Source organism: Anaerostipes faecalis (genome assembly GCF_018982945.1).
GTDB classification, from domain to species: Bacteria; Bacillota; Clostridia; order Lachnospirales; family Lachnospiraceae; genus Anaerostipes; species Anaerostipes faecalis.
On sequence record NZ_JABRXE010000015.1, the window covers coordinates 1 to 19,123 of the forward strand.

Below are 19,123 nucleotides of genomic sequence, written 5' to 3' on the forward strand. Positions count from 1 at the left end.
TCCTAAGTCTCTGTGATCATGATAATACTGGACTGCATCCAGTTTAAATTGTTTGTCATAGTGCTTTGCCATAATGAGATCCTCCTTCAGTGCGGTACTTACATTGTACCATGAAATAATAGATTGGGAATTCTCATTTTGACTTGTACTATTTATATTCTAGCACCAGAATGCTCCACAAAAGTATGCAGGATATAATGATCTATATGATATGATGGATTGGACAGTTGGTGATTTGGTAACAAAAAAAGCACAAACTACATATTGGAGATTACAATTTTGGAAAGGAAAATATGGTCCACCATATATTCCAGCAGTTGCAAATGGTTGTGAAATTGGATTGTATTATAGAAATAATAAAAAATCAGCACATTGGTATTGCGCATATCCACAAGATAGAAGAATAAGAATGAAGATGTCCTTGTATGCGAACGGAAAAAGATTATTTGAAAGAGATAGTGATACGTCAACGGCTCAAGGGAAAGCATGGTGGTTAACAGCATTTACTCCTAAAAAATATTTGCCTAAAAAGAAAGTATGGGGAAAAACTTCTCTTAGAATGAAAGGAACACTTTGGTTTCCTAAAAAAGGGAAATATGTAAAAGGAATGAAAAGTTTATCCAAAAAGTTAAAGAAAGTAAAAGCTTTACATGTGACTGGTTCAGTTTATAAAAGACATTTTGATTGGAAAGGAAGATAAAGTTTTATGAAAAAGGTTTGTATTATTATTCATTTATTGATAATTATTTGTATGACTACCGGATGTGTAAATACAAACAATATAGCAAAAAAACAATTATATAAATCTATTCTTTCACCAAATATTCAAGGTGTGAAAGAAGCATTGGATGTCGATTCAGCTATTGTGAATAAAAAATGAAATTGACTTCAAAAGCAATGCCGTTAGAATTGGCAGTAAGAGAGATTGAAAGTGAAGAGATTCAAATAAAGATCTGCAAAACTTTAATAAATGCTGGAGCAAATGTAAATCAAATTGGAAAAGATAATAATACAAACCTTTGTTGGGCAATTGAGAATGAGCGGTATCAATTAGCAAAAATACTGATTGATTATGGAGAAAATGTAAATAAAGAAGGAGATGAAAGAGTTACTCCGTTGAAAGCAGCAGTCAGCCGTCTTTCTTTAAAAAATTATAAAGAAAAGAAAACATTATGGCAGAATTTGCTAAAAAAAGGAGCAAAAGCAGACGAAGAATTATTTGATTATTTTTTTAATAATAATGATTATGGTATGGAGTATTATTTTGCCCCGAAAATTCTTAAAATTATACCAAAAGAGTATGTACATAATAAAATGTCTCAAGCACTTGTTTTTGCCATAAAAGGAGAAAATAAAAAACTTCAGACGTTGATTAAGAACAATAAAGTTAAAGAGTCAGAGAAAGAAAAAATTTTAGCTTTTGCTGCAGCATATTGTGATATTGAAACATTGAAATTAATAAAAAAACAAGGATATGATATTGGGTGGAAAGATGAGGATGGAGTCAATTTGCTGCAAATCGCAGCATTATGTAACAAAGCAGAAGTTGTAGAATTCTTTTTAAATCAAGGACTTAACGGAAATATTAAGACAGATTATTATCAGGCAGATGCTGTATCTTTTGCTGCTTTGGGAGGTCATTTGAATCATGCAAAAATACTGGAAAAAAGAGGTAAAGTGAAATTTCAGGACAATATACAAAATGGAGAATGCAGGACATGGAGTTTTTTACTGGATTATGGTAATGTAAAATCTTTTGAAACAGTATTAAAATTAGGATATGTTCCAAATCAAATAGAAATATTTCATGGATATGAAGACGCAGGAGAAGATGTTTTCGATTGGTTATACCAAAATGGTTATTCTATAAATTATGAAGAATATGGAGATGGACTTCTTTGCAGTGCATCTTTAGAAACAACCCCAAAATTTGAAAAACTTTGCGAATGGGGGCTTAGGGCAAAGGAAAGCGAATTGAATAATCTGATTTGGATGGGAAGAAGTAATTTAGTGCGGACAGTATTAGAAAAGAAAATGTATCAGGGTAATATAAGAAAAGAAGTCTTATTGCAATCTGCGATTAATGTTGGCGATTTTCCGATGGTTAAATATTTGGTAAAACAGGGAGCCGATATTAATAAATATGTAAAAGATGAGACAGAAGATTTTTCATGGACTTCATTGAATATGGCATATGGGAGAGACAGTGTAGAAATAACAGAGTATTTAAAGGAGAAAGGAGGAGATATTACGAAAAAAGATTCTAGTGGAAGAAGTTGTAAAGATATAGCTAAGGAAACAGGAGCTGTATGGAATCTTGGAAAATGAAGGATGATGTTAAATGAGAAATGATTATAAATTATAATCTGTACAATATATCGGAAAGGAATCCTTAATTATATAAAATGAGATAACAAGAATAGTGTGGCTAAAATTATGGCTAAAAAATGTCAATGTGTTGTGTATGCATCTAATTATCCATATGGATTATCTTATAGATATGATAAAAAGAAAAAAGTGTATGATCCTAGATATGGAGGAAAACAAAATTATTATAATCATGAAAATCCATTAAAAAAATATAAACCTTAGTGGTGTTATTGAAGCATAAAAAGAGGAGATACAGAGATGGAGAAAATTGTAATGCATTTAAAAAGAGTAATTATTTTGCTGTGTGGGATTGTACTAGGATATTTAACATCAAAAAGAACAGATATGTCAATCAGTTTAGAATGTATTTTCGGGGATGGTATTTTGATTGTGTTATGTATTACAATCATCATGGTTATAACTAAGGAGAAAATAAAATTAGGTATAAACTGTGCCATATTTGGACTATCATTTGTTATTGGTGCAACATGGATTAAGAATATAGAACTTTTTTTGGGATTTGGAAAACAGAATTATGATTATATTTTATATGGATTAGGTGAAGCAATTATTATTCCTGTAATTTTTTGGGGGCTGGGAATGATTCTATATTATTATCATAAAGAAGGTATTTTATCATTAATTTTATCAGGATTACCTGTCATGTATTGCTCATTTACTTTGATTTCTTATCAGTGGGAGGATCAATTTCTGTTAGGAATTATTATCAATTTATTAACTTTGATAATTGTTTTTTGCTTCACAGGTAAGAAATATATGAAGTATAAAATAATATTTATAGTTTTAGGAGGAATGCTAGGTTTTTTCTATTTTGTTTGAATATATTAGTTGCTTTTTATGTAAAGGAAATACAATAGCTTTTATGAAAGAAGATAGAAAATTATTTACATTATAAGTTATGCTAACTGAAGCAGGAAAATTTAAGAAAATAAAATCACCGGAAATACGGAGACTGTTTACCTCTATACCGAATACCATTATGACAGCTGGGGACAGATGACGGAATTTGCAGAATTAAAACAGGAAGTCCCACGACAGAAAAGACGGTTCGCACCTATACATATGATGCTTACGGCAAAGTCAAAGAGATGTCTCCTACGAATCTAGAGACCGGAAAAGAGATGGAAAGTTTCTTTGTAATCTAACGTGTAAAAAATTACACAAAAAGTAATAAATAACAATATGAAATATCTAAACCTACAATATGCAAAAATATTTACAAGTCAAATCCTTTTAGATATAGTATAAATGTAAACAAGAGATGCAAACAAATTCGTAAATAAATCTGGCCGGATATCTTGCGAACGCACTAAAAAAGGAGAATTCAAAAATGAAAAAATATAACGTATGTATCGTAGGTGGAGGAAGCACATACACACTTGGATTTTTAAAATCTTTTGCACGTATGCAGGAAGAATTTCCATTAAACAAACTTGTCTTATTTGATATCGATGGAGAAAGACAGAAACCAATCGGACAATACGGAGACATCATGTTTGGTGAGAGATATCCGGAATTAGATTTTTCTTATACAACAGACCCAGAAGAAGCATATCAGGATATGGACTTTATCTTCATGCAGATGCGTGCCGGTGGACTTCAGATGAGACAGAAAGATGAACATATTCCACTAAGCTTCGGAAAGATCGGACAGGAAACATGTGGAGCAGGTGGTATGGCTTACGGACTTCGTTCTTGCGTAGACATGATCGAAGCAATTCATCAGATCCGTCAGTATTCCCCAGAAGCATGGATCTTAAATTACTCAAATCCGGCAGCGATCGTAGCTGAAGCACTAAGAAGAGAATTTCCAGATGATAAAAAAATCCTTAACATCTGTGATCAGCCAGAAAACGTTGTACGTTCCACAAGCCGTCTGTTAGGATATGACTGGGAAGATCTTGATCCAGTGTACTTTGGATTAAATCATTATGGATGGTTCACCCATATTTATGATCGTAACACAGGAGAAGATTTACTTCCAAAAGTTCGTCAGATTGTAAAAGAAAAAGGATTCCTTCCGCAGGACGCAGAACAGAGAGATCAGTCATGGCTTGATACTTATGGATTTGTTCAGACAATGTTAGAAGACTTCCCAGATTATCTGCCAAATACATATGACGGATATTACCTGTATCCAGAATATAAAGCAAGTCATTTAAATCCAGATTACACTCGTGCAGATGAAGTAATTGATGGACGTGAAACTCGTGTATTTAAAGAATGTGCAGAAGTCATCAAAGAAGGAAAATTAGGAGATAAATTCCACGCTATTTCTGATGCACATGCAGAAATGATGATCAAAGTTGCAGAAGCAATTGCATTCAACACATTAGGACGTTTCATCCTGATTGTTGAAAATAATGGAGCAATCGCTAATATGCAGGATGACGCGATGGTAGAAGTGGTTTGTGAACTTGGAATCAACGGACCACGTCCAATGAGAGTTGGAAATATCCCTCAGTTCTATTTAGGACTTTTAGTACAGCAGGTGTCTTGCGAAAAACTTCTCGTTGATGCATTCTATGAGAATTCATATCAGAAAGCATTAGAGGCATTTACATTAAACCGTCTGGTTAATGATGCGAAGATGGCAAGAAAGATCTTAGATGCTTTAATTGAAGCAAACAAAGGTATGTGGCCAGAATTAAGATAACAGGATTATTCATAAGAAAAGAGATATAAATGTATTGTAAGACAGGGAATGGTGTTTGATATGAAAAATAAAATTATGAATTTCTTCTCCGACTTAGGAAGAAGCCTTATGATGCCGATCGCAGCGCTTGCTGCGTGCGGTATCGTGCTTGGACTGACGTCTGCGTTAATGAAGCCTCAGGTGCAGGGAGCGCTACCACTGTTAGCAACAGGTGTACCTTTCTTCATTATTTCAACATTAAATAAAGTTTCTGATATCGTATTTACATTGATGCCTGTATTATTCTCAATTTCAATTGCAATGGGACTTGCAAAAGAAGATAAAGGTGTTGCAGCATTTGCAGGATTTTTAGGATATTATGCTTTTTTAGTAGCCAGCAGCTGTATCATTGGAACAGGTATCATAGATTTCAGTGCAATGAAAATTTCTCCAACATTAGGAGTAGAAACTGTCGATATGGGTGCAACAGCAGGTATTCTTTCAGGACTTGTAACAGCATGGTTACACAATAAGTATCATAAAATACAGTTTCCAGCTGCGATTGCATTTTATGGAGGAAAAAGATTTGTAGCGTTGATCGTTATTGTAACTATGTCACTGATCGGATTAGTAATGCCCCTAATCTGGGAGCCAATCTCCGTTGGAATCAATGGACTTGGTGCAATGATCCATTCAGCGGGAGCATTTGGAGTATTCATTTTTGGTACACTAGAACGATTACTGATTCCAACAGGACTTCATCATGTATTAAACTCATTATTTAGAACAACACCATTAGGTGGGACATTTAAAGGTGTGGAAGGATGCTTAAATATTTTCTTACAATATGTAGATAAAGTACCACTGACAGACCTTCAGCAATATACACAGTTCCTTGGACAAGGGAAAATGCCATTTATGATGTTTGGACTTCCAGGAGCAGCACTTGCAATTTATCAGACTTCTCCAGAGGAAAAGAAGAAAAAAGTAAAAGCATTAATGATCGCCGGAGTGGCAGCAAGTTTTGTATCCGGTATTACAGAACCAATGGAATTCTCCTTTATGTTCATTGCACCAATGCTGTTTTTATTCCATTCCATCATGGGCGGTATTTCTTTCATGCTGATGTCAGTATTAGGAGTTATCGTTGGAAATACTGGTGGAGGAATCATTGACTTCTTCATCTGGGGTGTATTCCAGCCAGGTTCTCACTGGTATTGGATTCCAGTTGTTGGAGTATTCTACGCAGTGATCTACTATGTTGTATTTAAATGGTATTTATCACGCAAAAACATTTCAATTGATGTAGCTGATGATGAGGAAGAAGACGATTCTACAGGATTAAGTGTTGATGAAAAGATGAAGAATCTTGCAACTACGATTATTGATGGTCTTGGTGGATTTGACAACATTGAAGTTGTAAACAACTGCATTTCAAGATTACGTGTAGATGTAAACGATATGTCAATCGTAAATGAAGATACATTAAAGAAAACAGGCTGTCTTGGAATTGTAAAACCGAGTGAATCACATATACAGGTTATTTATGGACCGCAAGTAGAAAAAATAGCTGATGCAGTAAGGACAGTATTAAAATATTAACAAAAAATGCAGGAAGACTATTTAACGAGGGTCTTCCTGCTTTTTGATATTGTGGCGAAGATATTCTACAATGAGCTGGACAACAAGAAATGAAGTCATTTTCGTACGAAGATGAACATGTTCAAGTGGAAGTTCCTGCGTCCAGATATAAGTATCTGAAGGAGCGATCATTGAAGGTTCAATTTCAGAACTAGAGATCCAAATGATATTTGCATGATTGCGATGACAAGAGTCTATGATTGACTGATAGATAGATTTTTCTCCATAGTTTGTAAGAATAATAAGCGTAGCATTTTGGGGTAATGACTTTGAAAGTGCACGAAGAAAATCAATCCAGTCAATATAAATGCACGGAATATCCATGGAATTTAACATGGAATATAAATATTTTGCAGGAAGCGAAGACATATTACGTCCATAGATGTAAAGAGATTCGCTTTCCAAAATCTGAGAACATATATTTTTGATTCTTAAAGAATCAATATTATCAATAAAATCTTTCAAAACAGCAGTGCGACGTTGCAATATCTTCCATGAATTGGAAAAGTCAGAAGAAGAATTTAATTCATTTCGAAGAGTATATTTTAATTCATTAAATCCTTTGAATCCAAGTTTCTGACAAAACCTTACGATGGTTGCATTGGAAAGATATAAATCCTTACAAATATCACTTAATGAAAAATAAGGAAGATGATTTTTATGTTCAATGAAATAATCGAAGATTAGTTTATCGTTTTCGGTAAATTTTGAGGAATCAATCTGATTCAGAAAAGTTTTCATGTTCAAGGCCTTTCTTATAGAAACTAAAGTATTCAATAAATGAGCTCAATACAAAGAAAGAGCTGAGTCTGGAAGTAAGATCCGCACCATCATTCTCATGTTTCTTTGAGAAGAAACGGAGATTATAATTTGATACTTCAGCCAGATCATTATTTTCAATGGACGAAATTGAGATCACGGTCATGCCATGAAGTCTTGCTTCTTTCGCAAGGTTCAGTGTCGATTCAAATCGGCCGGAATTACTGATAAAGATAAAAATACTTTCTTTCTTAGCTGTCTGTATAAAATGTCGTAGAGCTTTGGATGCAGTAGTTTTATATACTTTCTGACAGTCAGAGATAAATAACATACTTTCAAGGTAACTGACAGCAATATCGGTAAGACCTGCAGGACTGTAAAGATAAATTGGTGGATTGCTTGCAAAAAGTCTGGCAATCTGAAAGATATCATCGGAATTTAACAGACTTGAAGTACTTTCAAGATCAGCTTTAATGGAATTCTTGATCGATTCGATTGAGATATCAGAGGATACAGGATTTGAATCTTTTTGAATGTTCAGGTTTTTGAGATAATATTTAAATTCAGGGAAACCACTAAAGCCAATTTTCCTGCAGAAACGAATCACAGTTGATGTGGAATAATTGATTTTTTTAGCAAATGTCTGGATGCTCATAGAAGTAACTTCATCTGAGTGGTCGTGGACGTACTGCATGATCTCAAGCTCTTTGGGTGTCAGTGACTGCAGTGGAAAATTTAAATTCAGATTCATTAGAAAAGGATGCTCCTTTCGGCCACGAATATACAGGATAGTTAAAAATCCTGTGTTATGGACATAAATTTTAATTTAATTATAAGATAATTTTTAGGAGGTGTAAATATGTTTTTTTTTCAAGAAAAATAAAAATTTGAAGGCGTTTTTAACAGGAAAATTAGTAAGCATTGATCAGGTAAATGACGATGTATTTTCACAGAAAATGATGGGAGATGGAATAGCAATCAAACCTAGTGATGACAAGATTTATTCTCCTTGTGATGGTACGGTTGAGGTCGTCTTTGAAGGATCAGAACATGCGATAGGAATCGTCATGGATAATGGTGTGCAGGTGATGATTCACTGTGGACTTAATACAGTAAATCTAACAGGGATCTGTAGTTCAAAGGTAAAAAAAGGCGATAAAGTTAAAGCAGGGCAGTTGATCATGACATTTGACAGAGAAAAGTTAAAAGCAGGAAATTATGATGATATTACGATGATGGTTGTTCTTGATCAGGGAAATGCAAAGAAGATTACATTTGTGAATGATCAGGATGTTGTGGCAAAAGAAACAGACATAGCACAGATTATATAAATTTATAATTAAGGATTGATTTAAGAATTTAACAGTGCTATAATGTGTGAGAAATAGGAAAAGCGTTGAAGAGAAGAGTAATCTGCGAAAAACTTCCAGAGAGAGATACATTTTGCTGAGAGTATCTTAAGTGTCATAGCAGATGAAGACCACCTCCAAGTGGCTGTAAACCAGCCCGGCCGACACCGTTATCGTCATAATGAGAGGTCTGTATATATTTACAGATAACCAGGGTGGAACCGCGATGATACGTCCCATGGATTTTTTAATCCATGGGCTTTTTTTTCCTAAAAAACCATATGAAGAAAGGAAGCATAAAAATGAAGATTACATTAAAAGATGGATCCGTAAAGGAATACGGAGAAAGCATGTCAGTCATTGATATTGCAAAAGATATCAGTGAAGGTCTTGCAAGAGTAGCATGTGCAGGAGAAGTGAATGGAGAAGTTGTCGACTTAAGAACTGTGATTGAAGACGATTGTGAACTGAACATTCTCACATTTGATTCTGACGAAGGAAAACATGCTTTCCGACATACAGCATCTCATATTTTAGCACAGGCTGTAAAACGTTTATATCCGGAAACAAAACTGGCAATTGGACCATCCATTGACAATGGTTTTTACTATGATATGGAAAAAGACACTCCTTTTACACAGGATGATCTGGAAAAAATCGAAGCAGAAATGAAAAAAATCGTCAAAGAAGGTCTGGAAATTACATGCTTTACTAAACCAAGAGAGGAAGCCATTGCGTTTATGAAAGAACGCAACGAGCCATATAAAGTGGAATTAATCGAAGACCTGCCAGAAGATTCTGTTATTAGCTTTTATCAGCAAGGAGAATTCGTAGATTTATGTGCCGGACCACATTTAATGACAACGAAACCTGTCAAAGCATTTAAATTAACAAGTATCGCTGGTGCTTACTGGCGTGGTGATGAGAAAAACCAGATGCTTACAAGAATTTACGGAACTGCTTTTTCAAAGAAATCTGAATTAAAAGATTATCTGACTATGATGGAAGAAGCAAAGAAACGTGATCATAGAAAACTCGGAAAAGAATTGGGACTTTTTATGATGCGTGAAGAAGGACCTGGATTCCCATTCTTCCTTCCAAAAGGAATGGTTTTGAAAAATACATTGCTGAATTACTGGAGAGAAATACATGAAAAAGCAGGATATGTTGAAATATCAACTCCAATTATGTTAAGCAGACATTTGTGGGAAACTTCCGGTCATTGGGATCATTATAAAGAGAATATGTATACAACCGTCATTGATGAGGAAGATTTTGCGATTAAACCAATGAACTGTCCGGGAGGCGTTCTTGTATATGAGTCTGAACCTCGTTCTTATCGTGATCTTCCATTGCGTATGGGAGAATTAGGACTGGTACATCGTCATGAAAAATCCGGTCAGCTTCATGGATTGATGCGTGTTCGCTGTTTCACTCAGGATGATGCCCATATCTTTATGACACCGGAGCAGATCAAAGATGAAATCAAAGGGGTTGCAGCATTGATTGATCAGGTATACAGCCTGTTTGGATTTAAATATCATGTGGAATTATCTACACGTCCGGAAGACAGTATGGGAAGTGATGAAGATTGGGAATTAGCAACAGAATCTCTTCGTGGTGCGTTGGATGATCTTGGATTAGATTATGTGGTAAATGAAGGAGACGGAGCTTTCTATGGACCAAAAATCGATTTCCATCTGGAAGACTCCATTGGAAGAACATGGCAGTGCGGAACGATTCAGTTAGACTTCCAGCTTCCATTACGATTTGACTTAAAATATATTGGTGCAGATGGTGAAAAACATCGTCCAATCATGATCCACCGTGTAGCATTTGGTTCTATCGAACGTTTTATCGGTATTCTGATCGAACATTTTGCAGGTGCGTTCCCAACATGGCTGGCTCCTGTTCAGGTACAGGTAATCCCTATTTCTGATAAACATCTTGAATATGCAAATAAAGTTCTGGATGAGCTGAAGAATGCAGGTATTCGTGCTGAAATTGATACAAGAGCAGAAAAAATGGGATACAAGATCCGTGAAGCACAGCTTCATAAGATTCCATATATGCTGGTTGTAGGTGGTAAAGAAGAGGAAAATCAGGTCGTTTCTGTCAGAAGCCGTTTCAAAGGAGACGAAGGACAGATGTCTATGGATGATTTCTTAACAGCGATTCAAAAAGAAATTGACACAAAAGAAATTCGTCCGGTAGAAAAAGAAGAAAAATAAATGTAGTGGTATAATAAATTTGTAACAACTTGTTCGAATAATATAGTATTATATTATTCAAATCAAGGAGGAAATCACTATGTCAGTACGTTACAACGGAGACTTCAAAAAAGAAGTAGTTAGAACCTACATGGCTGGCAATAAATCAACAGTTCAGATTGCTGCTGATTTATTGCCAAAAGTACTGTTAGCTAATGGGTTAACCAGTACAAGGAAGAATGCCTTTATACCACTAGCACAACATCTGAATCCAATGAAGCCAAGGAAATCCGAAGATTAAATCAGCTTCTCAACGAAAAAGATAAAGAGATTGCTTTCCTAAAAAAAGCAGCGGCATTCTTCGCGAAGGAAATCGATTAATGGTATATCGATTCATTGATGAAAACAAAAATGTATTTGGTTTAAGATGGTTATGTAAACAGTTTGGTATTAGTCCCAACTGTTATTACAGTTACAAAAAGGATGCAAAGCGAGAATATCGCAAGCGTTTGGCACACATTTTTGAACTTATAAAGTACGTTTATTACAATAATAATCGTGTTATAGGTTATAGGGCTATGCGCATTTTTATTAAACGCTACGGGTATGAAGTTAGTAATACCACTATGCATAAATACATGAACAAAGAACTTAATCTGTGTGCTGTAATTATGCATTCTAAGCCTGGATATAAAACAGGCAAGAAACACAAAATATTTGATAATCTCTTAAACCAAAACTTCACAGTCGATTGTAAAAACAAAGTTTGGTGTACAGATTTTACTTATATGCGCCAGCCAAACGGAAAATTCAGATATAACTGCTCTATCATTGATTTATTTGACAGATCAGCAGTAGCATCGTTAAACAGTAATTATATAAATACTGATTTGGCAATAGAAACTCTCAAAAAAGTTTTGGAGCAGGAAGCAGGAACATTATCCTAAAGTGATTCTGCATTCAGATCAAGGTGTACAGTTTACTTCATGGGATTTTGTAAATTTCTGCAAAGATAATAATGTTACTCAAAGTATGAGCAAGGCAGGATGTCCTTATGATAATGCACCTATGGAGGCTCGTTACAGTTAAATATTTATCGAACAAAGTGTTACAAAAAAGCTTGACCAGTACAGATGCTATTTTCGATAGTGGCGCAGATGCCGAGCAGTTCTTTTATCGTCTGGGCCTTAAGGATGGAATCCGGTTGCATAAGATTGTAAAAAGCATCGTCAAGGAAATATCTTAAATAAATACAAACATGTTTTTTAAATGATTGACTTGATGAACGAAGTATTATCATAGCTTGAAAAGTATATGTAATAAGGGATTTTGTGATATACTGTGGTATAAATTGATATTTAGGACAATATGTACACAAAAATAAGAGTGAAGATATCTCTTAATACGAAATTATCTTCACTCTTTTATATTACATTTTTTTATAGGCATTCCCCCACTCAACCATGGAATCAAGGATTGGCTTAAGGGACTTGCCCAAATCACTTAAGGCATATTCTACTCTTGGCGGAACTTCCGGATAGACAGTTCTTGTAATCAAGCCATCACTTTCCATGGAGCGGAGGCTGTCGGTGAGAACCTTCTGGCTGATACCTTCTAAATCCTTCTTAAGTTCATTGAAACGCCAGGGGCGTTCTAACAGATTTCTTATGATAAGCAACTTCCATTTACTTCCAATCAGGGCGACGGTAGTGGCAACCGGACATTCTGGCAATTCTTCTTTTGTCAGCATAGAATCAACTCCTTATATTAGATGCATTTTGATTGTTATATCAAATTATAATGTAGCACTCATAGAACTGTCAATCAGTTACAAAAAGGTGACCTGGGTTACTTTTTTGTGCCTCTGTAATAAAAATGTGCGTACTTTTTTTTTGAAGCCCGGTCTTGCTATTCTAAAGGTGCAACAGAGCAAAGCCCCAAAATAATATTGCAGGAGGTAACTAAAATGTCATTAACAAACATTGCAGGATGGAACGAAGACGAGAACAAACAGACAAGCGCAGCATGCGGGACAGCATGTGGAGCAGCTGACAAATCAGAAGACAAGCCAGCAGCATGCGGAAGTGCATGTGGAGCAGCTGATAAGCCAACAGCATGTGGAACAGCGTGCGGAGTAGCTGACAAACCGGAAGAGAAACCGGCAGCATGTGGAACAGCATGCGGAGCATCTGATAAGTAAGTAGAAATCAAGGGAAGGGAGTGAGATAGGATGAGCCAGTATTTTGCTTTTCAATGGCATATTACAGATGAATGTGATCAGCGTTGCAAGCACTGCTATATTTTCTCGGGAAAAGGTTGCAGGGAACTTAAGAGCATGACCTGGGAACAGATGCAGGAGGTGGTAGCGAATTGTGAGGATTTCTGTAAAGTGTACAATAGAGTGCCATACTTCTACATTACCGGGGGAGATCCTATCCTTCATCCTGATTTCTGGAAATTGATGGTATTGTTAAAGAGTAAGGATATACCATTTACGCTTATGGGTAATCCGTTCCACCTAGATTATGAAATCTGCAGAATGCTGAAAGTCTGTGGCTGTGAAAAATATCAGATGTCACTGGATGGAATGAGAGAAACGCACGATTGGTTCAGAAAGCCCGGGAGCTTTGATCTTACCTTGGAAAAAGTTGGCTGCCTGAATCGTGCTGGGATAAAAAGTATTATTATGAGTACTGTTTCAAAGACAAATATGGATGAGATACCAGATGTTATTGATGCAGTTGTAAAAGCGAATGTTAAGGTCTTTGCATTTTCCCGTTATGTGCCGACTGGTGGAGAAGTGGATACCAGCATGACACCACAGGAATACAGAAATCTTCTGGAAATATGCGATGCAAAGTATAAGGTATATGAAGCAGCGGGATGTGAGACCTATTTTAATAAAAAAGACCACCTGTGGACTCTTTACAAATATGAGACAGGACAGTTTAAACTGCCTTCAAATGCAAAAGAAGGGATGATTTACGGCGGCTGTAATTGTGGTAATTGCCATATCACGATTTCGTCAAATGGTCATGTGATGGCGTGCAGAAGGGTTACGAATAGTAAGGTGGCAAATGTGTTTGAAGACAGGTTGGCAGATGTATGGATCTGTCAGATGGAAAACTATAGAGAGTATGATAAATTCACGAAGTGCAGTAAGTGCGAATTAAAATCATGGTGCAGAGGCTGCCCTGCTGTTGCCAATGGAACAAATGGAGATTTCTATGGAGCAGATCCGCAGTGCTGGAAAACGAAGAATGAAATAACCGGGGAGGAACTATCATGTTAATGGATTTGATCAAGGCATTCTATCAGAAAATATACGAATGAGCAGATAAGCAGAGAGAAACTTGAGACAATTTTGGAAGCTGGTAATTTTGCTCCAAATGCAGGCGGTGGGCAGAGAAGCATGATGGTTGCGATTCATGACAAAGAACTGGCGTCTCATGTAGGAAAAATGAATATGGCTAATTTTGACCGTACACATTTAGGCGGAAGCTTTGTCTCGAAAGAGCAGTCGCACAGTAAACCAAGAAAACCCGGCAGAATAAAGGCTATTGAGTAGGAGGTGCCATATGGATCTGGCAACATGTCTTAAGAAAATGGAATTGGTCGGTGTGCTCGCGTTTGCAACAGTAGACAGCGATGGTGCACCTCAGATCAGAAATATCAGCGCCATCCATTATGAACCGGATGCGTTATATTTTTTTACAGCAAAGGGAAAGAATTTTTGTAAAGAACTGCTGGAGGATGGAAGAGTTCAGATACTATGCTATACCAAATACAAAGAAATGATCCGTTTGTCAGGAAAAGCATATGCTGTTCCCGAAGAGGAACAGATTAAGTGGAGGGATAAAATCTTTGAGGAACAGCCGTATCTTGCAAATGTGTATCCGGGAGATACCAGAAACATTGGAATCATCTTTTGCATTGATACTGCTGAAATCGAGTATTTTAATCTCGGTGTGAATCCAATTTTTCGGGAGACATACCGATTAGGAGATGTTAAACTGAAAGAAAAAGGATATTTCATAACCGAAAATTGCATTGGCTGCGGAACCTGCAGGGAAATGTGTCCCCAGAGGTGTATAGAGGATGGTTCTCCTTTTAAGATCCGACAGAATCATTGCCTTCACTGCGGAAACTGTTATGAAAACTGTCCGATAAAAGCCATTGAAAGAAGATGAAGAGATGAATCAGAGTGAAAAACGTTTATTTCTGATTAAGAGATTATTAAAGGAACAGCCGAGATATAGCAATATACAGATACCGGTAGGTACCGATGAGCAGAAAGCTATGCTCCGATCCCTAATGAATATCAGAATGCCTGGCACAATGGATGAAGATTTTTTAAGTGTTCAGGATGAATATTTACGGCAGATTAATGCAGAAAAAGGTGTTGTCACACTTTCGGATATGGAAGAGATACAGCAGGATATCTATATCTGGAAGGGAGATATCACAAGGCTTAAGGTTGGGGCCATTGTAAATGCGGCAAACAGCGGCATGACAGGATGTTATCAGCCATGTCATAACTGTATTGATAACTGTATCCATACCTATGCCGGGATCCAACTGAGGCTTACATGTGCTGAAATCATGGAAGAGCAAGGGTATCAAGAGCCAACCGGTCAGGCAAAGATTACACCGTCATATAATCTTCCATGTGACTATGTGATCCATACGGTAGGTCCGATCGTTCAGGGAAAATTGACGAAAAAGCATGAGGAATTGCTGGAGTCATGCTATAAATCCTGCGTTGAAATTGCAAATGAAAATGGAGTGGACTCCATTGCGTTCTGCTGTATTTCAACAGGGGTATTTATGTTTCCAAATGAACGGGCAGCCGAGATTGCTGTGAAAACAATCAAAGAATATAAAGAGAAAACAAACAGTTCCATTAAGGTGGTTTTTAATGTGTTCAAAGATCAGGATGAAGAAATCTACAGGGAACTGTTAAGATAGAAGGTGATGCTTTTGAAATGGATGAAGTTTCCCAACAAGAAAATGACATTTGAATCTTTTCTCTGCGGGATACCTGCAAGGGACTATATCAATCAATACACCCCTTATGACCAGCAGATAAAAGACGCTGCCGAAATGATACGAAATGCAGAGTATGTTTTGATCGGGGCTGGAGCCGGAATGAGTACGGCTGCCGGAGCACAGTACGGCGGCAAGTTCTTTGAAGAGAACTTCGGAGAGTTTCAGAAAAAATATGGGAAAGGTCCGTACATGCAGGATATGTATTCTGCAGGCTTTTATCCGTTCCCAGATGAGGAAAGCTATTGGGGATACTGGTCGAAACAGGCATTGCTCGCCGGAATAACTCTTAATGTAACACCACTTCATAGACTACTTTTGGAATCGTTATCTGACAAGAAGCTATTTGTATTAAGCACAAATGCAGATGCACAGTTCGTAAAAGCAGGCCTGCCGGATGAAAAGATTTTCTGTACCCAGGGGGATTATTTTCATATCCAGTGTGGCAAAGGCTGTCATGATAAAACTTATGATGCGGTTGAGCTGTTTTGCCAGATGGATCAGGCAAGAACTGACTGCAAGATTCCATCCTCCATGGTACCAAAGTGTCCTGTTTGTGGAGGACCTATGGATATGAATCTCCGTAAGGATAACTTTTTTGTTCAGGATGTTGCCTGGTATGAGGCAGAAGAAAGATTTTCTAATTATTTGTCAGAAGCAATTAATAAGAAGTTGGTTCTTCTGGAACTGGGAGTAGGATTTAATACACCGACAATTATCCGGTTTCCGTTTGAAAAACTTGTAAGAGAACATGATAATATCAGTCTGATAAGACTGAATCTTGACCAGGCAGTTGTACCGGAGAGTTTTGGAGAAAGAGCAGTAGGTATTAATGCGGATATGGCTGAGAGCATCAAAGATATCGTGAAGGAAGTGTTGGGTAAGTGATTATTCCGTCATACAGATTGAAATGACGTTGTTTTTTTAACCTGACAAATTCCAGTGATACCTAGAGCAGAATTTGAAGACTGGTTAAATTACAGAGAGAATATGGAGGCGAAATAATACATGGCATCAATTAAAAAACGGGGAAACAAGTTTTGTGTGATCTATCATTACAATGACAGTGAGGGAAAACGCAGACAGAAATGGGAAACATATGACACGAAGGCAGAGGCAAAGAAAAGAGCGAAAGAGATTGAATATCGAGCGTTTTACAACCGATTTCTGGGCATCAATAGATTCCTTTAATTCTGATTTTTGAGATTTCAGTGCCTTCATTGACAACATCTTTCCGTCCGGATAGAACGCTTTTAACCAGTCGCGGGCTTCCTCATAGGATCTGATTTCTGAAGAATGCTCTTGCCGGAATTTCTTTTTATTTCGTGATTTTAGAAATTCTGCATACACTGATTTGGAAGCAAAATACTGACCGGTGTAGTGGATCTGTGAGTTCAGCGTTTTCATTTTGGAAGTGAGTTCAGAAAGCTGATCCTGAGCATCTTCCATTTTTTCCTGAATATCTGAGGCCTGCTTTTCCAGATCATCTCTGGTGTCATAACCATGATCCTGGATAAAAATCAGGGTATTTGCCATTTGTTGGAGATTGCCGATTTTTACCTTCTGGACATAAGCCTGATTCTGCATAGCCTTTACATTTGTCTGGAGATCTGTCACGAGACGGAGCTCTGATTTTATGTAAAAGATGACAAATGGATCTGTATGATAATCGGCTTTTGAAGCACTCTCCGATTTGTGTGTCCTTTCGTGAGAAAGATTTTTCCTGTTTTCATGATTCTGAAATACCTGTTCCAGAAAGTCTTTTCCATAGTTGGTACCCAGAGATTCTGCAGAGATTCGTTTGTTTCGGTCCGGATGAAGATAACGATAACTTCCTCTTTTCTCGATGACAGAAATATTGTATCTGTCCAAAAGCAGCGACTGGAATTCATCAAAACTTCCGGACAGTTGGGAACATTCATCAATCGCATCCCGCAGAAACTGTTTCTGTGTCTGGAATACGGTGGAAGCCGGTTTAAGTCCGGCAGCACGGATTTTCTCATTCACTTTATCCAGTTCATCCTGCCCATGCGCCTTTGCCCAGTATTCTTCTTTAGTTATTTTTGCGGGAGCAGGAGAAAGAAGGTCAACTTGATGTAGTCCTTCCCGGTTGCACATATCCATGACTTCCTGTTTCAGATGATCCAGTAATTTGTTTGTGGAGCGGTGTTTATATCCGGCTTCCTGCTCATGGGGCTTGTCCATGTAGTCCTGTCGTTCAACTGCATATTTGCGGACACTGTTAATGACGATATGGGTATGAATGTTACCGGATCCATTGTGTCCGTCCGTATGAGTGACTACCAGTGCCTGATAGCCGGGAAAGTTTTTTCGGGCATATTCCAGACACAGAGCTTGGGCCTTTTTGCCGGTAAGTCCACATTCTGTTGCATCTGCCGGGTCAAAACTGATGATGTAATGGTGGCTTTTGATATCTCCTCTTTTCTGATTTTTGTGAAAAAACTGATTAGTCTTCTCGCACTCTTTGTCAAAAGACATCGGATCACAATTCAGTCCATCCATATAAAATTCTTCCCGCAGGATCTTTCTGCCGGAATCATCCAGAACCGGTTTTCCTGTTTTTTCATTGTGTTGAAAAAGCAGATATTCCAGGGCATCAGAATAGTTCGCATTTCTGCTTTTAATGTGTTTGATTATGGCCATGCAATTCACCTGCCATTCGTAATACTTCTTTTCTCAAAGAGAACAGCTCGGAAATACATTGCCGGATCCCATCCTTTATTTCCTCAGACCATTCTCCGCCGGTGTTAAAATACCTTGCAATCTGATTGAGATTCGATCCGATTTTACCGTATTCACTGACCAGCTTCCGAAGTTCATCCATGTCAGCTATCACCTCGATGGTGTTTGTAATTTCCTTTTCAAGAAGTAATTTTCTTAGATACTCTGATCTGGAAATCCCAAGAATAGATGCCCCCTGATCTAAAAGAGCCATCTCTGCATCAGTAAGTCGTACAGCTACAAAATGTGGATGTGTAACTTCTTTTCTTTTATTTCTTCTCTCCATATTCCTCCCTTCCAACGGAATCATTCATCACATTGTGATGCCAACATAGGTATAAATGGCTGCC

At 37.1% G+C, this 19,123-nt stretch carries 23 protein-coding genes, 1 pseudogene and 1 other annotated feature; of the genes and pseudogenes, 19 read left to right on the top strand and 5 right to left on the bottom strand.

Annotation, left to right across the window (positions count from 1 at the left end; all coding sequences use genetic code 11):
* Positions 1-178: 178 nt before the first annotated feature.
* The 7 genes and pseudogenes from KTB61_RS11945 to KTB61_RS11975 all read left to right on the top strand — a co-directional run.
* Positions 179-700 (top strand): annotated as a pseudogene (locus KTB61_RS11945) (DUF4474 domain-containing protein); the annotation flags it as partial.
* 6 nt (positions 701-706) lie between these two features.
* On the top strand, positions 707-880 hold the full coding sequence (locus KTB61_RS11950) for a hypothetical protein (protein ID WP_216697585.1): 174 nt from the start codon (positions 707-709) through the stop codon (positions 878-880).
* A complete protein-coding gene (locus tag KTB61_RS11955) occupies positions 877-2,328 on the top strand; it encodes an ankyrin repeat domain-containing protein (RefSeq protein ID WP_216697586.1) in 1,452 nt (483 codons plus the stop codon). Before KTB61_RS11950 ends, KTB61_RS11955 begins: the two co-directional genes overlap by 4 nt.
* A 96-nt stretch (positions 2,329-2,424) precedes the next feature.
* A complete protein-coding gene (locus KTB61_RS11960) occupies positions 2,425-2,592 on the top strand; it encodes a hypothetical protein (protein ID WP_216697587.1) in 168 nt (55 codons plus the stop codon).
* Positions 2,593-2,628: 36 nt separating this feature from the next.
* Positions 2,629-3,210: a hypothetical protein gene (locus KTB61_RS11965; RefSeq protein ID WP_216697588.1), complete on the top strand. Its 582-nt coding sequence runs from the start codon at positions 2,629-2,631 to the stop codon at positions 3,208-3,210.
* Positions 3,211-3,721: 511 nt separating this feature from the next.
* Positions 3,722-5,047, top strand: coding sequence for a 6-phospho-alpha-glucosidase (locus KTB61_RS11970; protein WP_216697589.1), 1,326 nt, complete (start codon positions 3,722-3,724; stop codon positions 5,045-5,047).
* A gap of 108 nt (positions 5,048-5,155) precedes the next feature.
* A complete protein-coding gene (locus KTB61_RS11975; protein ID WP_216697590.1) occupies positions 5,156-6,628 on the top strand; it encodes a PTS transporter subunit EIIC in 1,473 nt (490 codons plus the stop codon).
* Positions 6,629-6,649: 21 nt separating this feature from the next.
* Here the strand turns inward: KTB61_RS11975 and KTB61_RS11980 are convergent, their stop codons facing one another.
* A complete protein-coding gene (locus tag KTB61_RS11980; protein WP_075758590.1) occupies positions 6,650-7,408 on the bottom strand; it encodes a MurR/RpiR family transcriptional regulator in 759 nt (252 codons plus the stop codon).
* A complete protein-coding gene (locus KTB61_RS11985; RefSeq protein ID WP_075758591.1) occupies positions 7,383-8,177 on the bottom strand; it encodes a MurR/RpiR family transcriptional regulator in 795 nt (264 codons plus the stop codon). Before KTB61_RS11985 ends, KTB61_RS11980 begins: the two co-directional genes overlap by 26 nt.
* Before the next feature lie 136 nt (positions 8,178-8,313).
* Here KTB61_RS11985 and KTB61_RS11990 point away from each other — a divergent pair, with 136 nt between their 5' ends.
* The 6 genes from KTB61_RS11990 to KTB61_RS12015 all read left to right on the top strand — a co-directional run bounded on the left by KTB61_RS11990 (position 8,314) and on the right by KTB61_RS12015 (position 12,231).
* Positions 8,314-8,757 carry a PTS sugar transporter subunit IIA gene (locus KTB61_RS11990; RefSeq protein ID WP_216697591.1) on the top strand — a complete coding sequence of 148 codons (444 nt, stop codon included), beginning with the start codon at positions 8,314-8,316 and terminating at the stop codon, positions 8,755-8,757.
* 56 nt (positions 8,758-8,813) lie between these two features.
* Positions 8,814-9,017: a binding site (T-box leader), on the top strand.
* Between the two features lie 60 nt (positions 9,018-9,077).
* Positions 9,078-11,006 (top strand): threonine--tRNA ligase, encoded by a 1,929-nt coding sequence (gene thrS, locus KTB61_RS11995; RefSeq protein ID WP_216697592.1) that lies wholly within the window; start codon positions 9,078-9,080, stop codon positions 11,004-11,006.
* A 79-nt stretch (positions 11,007-11,085) separates the two neighbouring features.
* Complete coding sequence (locus tag KTB61_RS12000) at positions 11,086-11,286, top strand: hypothetical protein (protein ID WP_216697593.1); 201 nt, start codon at positions 11,086-11,088, stop codon at positions 11,284-11,286.
* 79 nt (positions 11,287-11,365) lie between these two features.
* A complete protein-coding gene (locus tag KTB61_RS12005) occupies positions 11,366-11,932 on the top strand; it encodes a hypothetical protein (RefSeq protein ID WP_216697594.1) in 567 nt (188 codons plus the stop codon).
* Between the two features lies 1 nt (position 11,933).
* Positions 11,934-12,074 carry a DDE-type integrase/transposase/recombinase gene (locus KTB61_RS12010; RefSeq protein WP_083638223.1) on the top strand — a complete coding sequence of 47 codons (141 nt, stop codon included), beginning with the start codon at positions 11,934-11,936 and terminating at the stop codon, positions 12,072-12,074.
* A gap of 16 nt (positions 12,075-12,090) precedes the next feature.
* Positions 12,091-12,231 carry a hypothetical protein gene (locus KTB61_RS12015; protein ID WP_216697595.1) on the top strand — a complete coding sequence of 47 codons (141 nt, stop codon included), beginning with the start codon at positions 12,091-12,093 and terminating at the stop codon, positions 12,229-12,231.
* Positions 12,232-12,414: 183 nt separating this feature from the next.
* On the opposite strand, the gene KTB61_RS12020 is transcribed toward KTB61_RS12015, so the two are convergent.
* Entirely contained in the window at positions 12,415-12,735 is a 321-nt protein-coding gene (locus KTB61_RS12020; RefSeq protein WP_216697596.1) for a winged helix-turn-helix transcriptional regulator, read from the bottom strand.
* 216 nt (positions 12,736-12,951) lie between these two features.
* Here KTB61_RS12020 and acgA point away from each other — a divergent pair, with 216 nt between their 5' ends.
* The 6 genes from acgA to KTB61_RS12050 are packed head-to-tail and all read left to right on the top strand — an operon-like array spanning position 12,952 to position 16,919.
* Positions 12,952-13,185: an ACGX-repeat peptide gene (acgA, locus tag KTB61_RS12025; protein WP_075758595.1), complete on the top strand. Its 234-nt coding sequence runs from the start codon at positions 12,952-12,954 to the stop codon at positions 13,183-13,185.
* A 30-nt stretch (positions 13,186-13,215) separates the two neighbouring features.
* Entirely contained in the window at positions 13,216-14,277 is a 1,062-nt protein-coding gene (gene acgM, locus KTB61_RS12030) for a radical SAM/SPASM domain protein, ACGX system (RefSeq protein WP_216697597.1), read from the top strand.
* A gap of 21 nt (positions 14,278-14,298) precedes the next feature.
* Positions 14,299-14,553 (top strand): nitroreductase family protein, encoded by a 255-nt coding sequence (locus KTB61_RS12035; RefSeq protein WP_216697620.1) that lies wholly within the window; start codon positions 14,299-14,301, stop codon positions 14,551-14,553.
* Positions 14,554-14,563: 10 nt separating this feature from the next.
* Positions 14,564-15,175: a 4Fe-4S binding protein gene (locus KTB61_RS12040; RefSeq protein ID WP_075758598.1), complete on the top strand. Its 612-nt coding sequence runs from the start codon at positions 14,564-14,566 to the stop codon at positions 15,173-15,175.
* A 4-nt stretch (positions 15,176-15,179) separates the two neighbouring features.
* Positions 15,180-15,953 carry a protein-ADP-ribose hydrolase gene (locus tag KTB61_RS12045; RefSeq protein ID WP_075758599.1) on the top strand — a complete coding sequence of 258 codons (774 nt, stop codon included), beginning with the start codon at positions 15,180-15,182 and terminating at the stop codon, positions 15,951-15,953.
* Between the two features lie 21 nt (positions 15,954-15,974).
* On the top strand, positions 15,975-16,919 hold the full coding sequence (locus KTB61_RS12050; RefSeq protein ID WP_143249396.1) for an SIR2 family NAD-dependent protein deacylase: 945 nt from the start codon (positions 15,975-15,977) through the stop codon (positions 16,917-16,919).
* Positions 16,920-17,045: 126 nt separating this feature from the next.
* On the opposite strand, the gene KTB61_RS13425 is transcribed toward KTB61_RS12050, so the two are convergent.
* Positions 17,046-18,695, bottom strand: a complete 1,650-nt coding sequence (locus tag KTB61_RS13425; RefSeq protein WP_230973744.1) for a relaxase/mobilization nuclease domain-containing protein — start codon at positions 18,693-18,695, stop codon at positions 17,046-17,048.
* A complete protein-coding gene (locus KTB61_RS12065) occupies positions 18,673-19,059 on the bottom strand; it encodes a plasmid mobilization protein (protein WP_216697598.1) in 387 nt (128 codons plus the stop codon). The genes KTB61_RS13425 and KTB61_RS12065 overlap by 23 nt, the downstream gene beginning before the upstream one ends.
* Positions 19,060-19,123 lie beyond the last annotated feature (64 nt).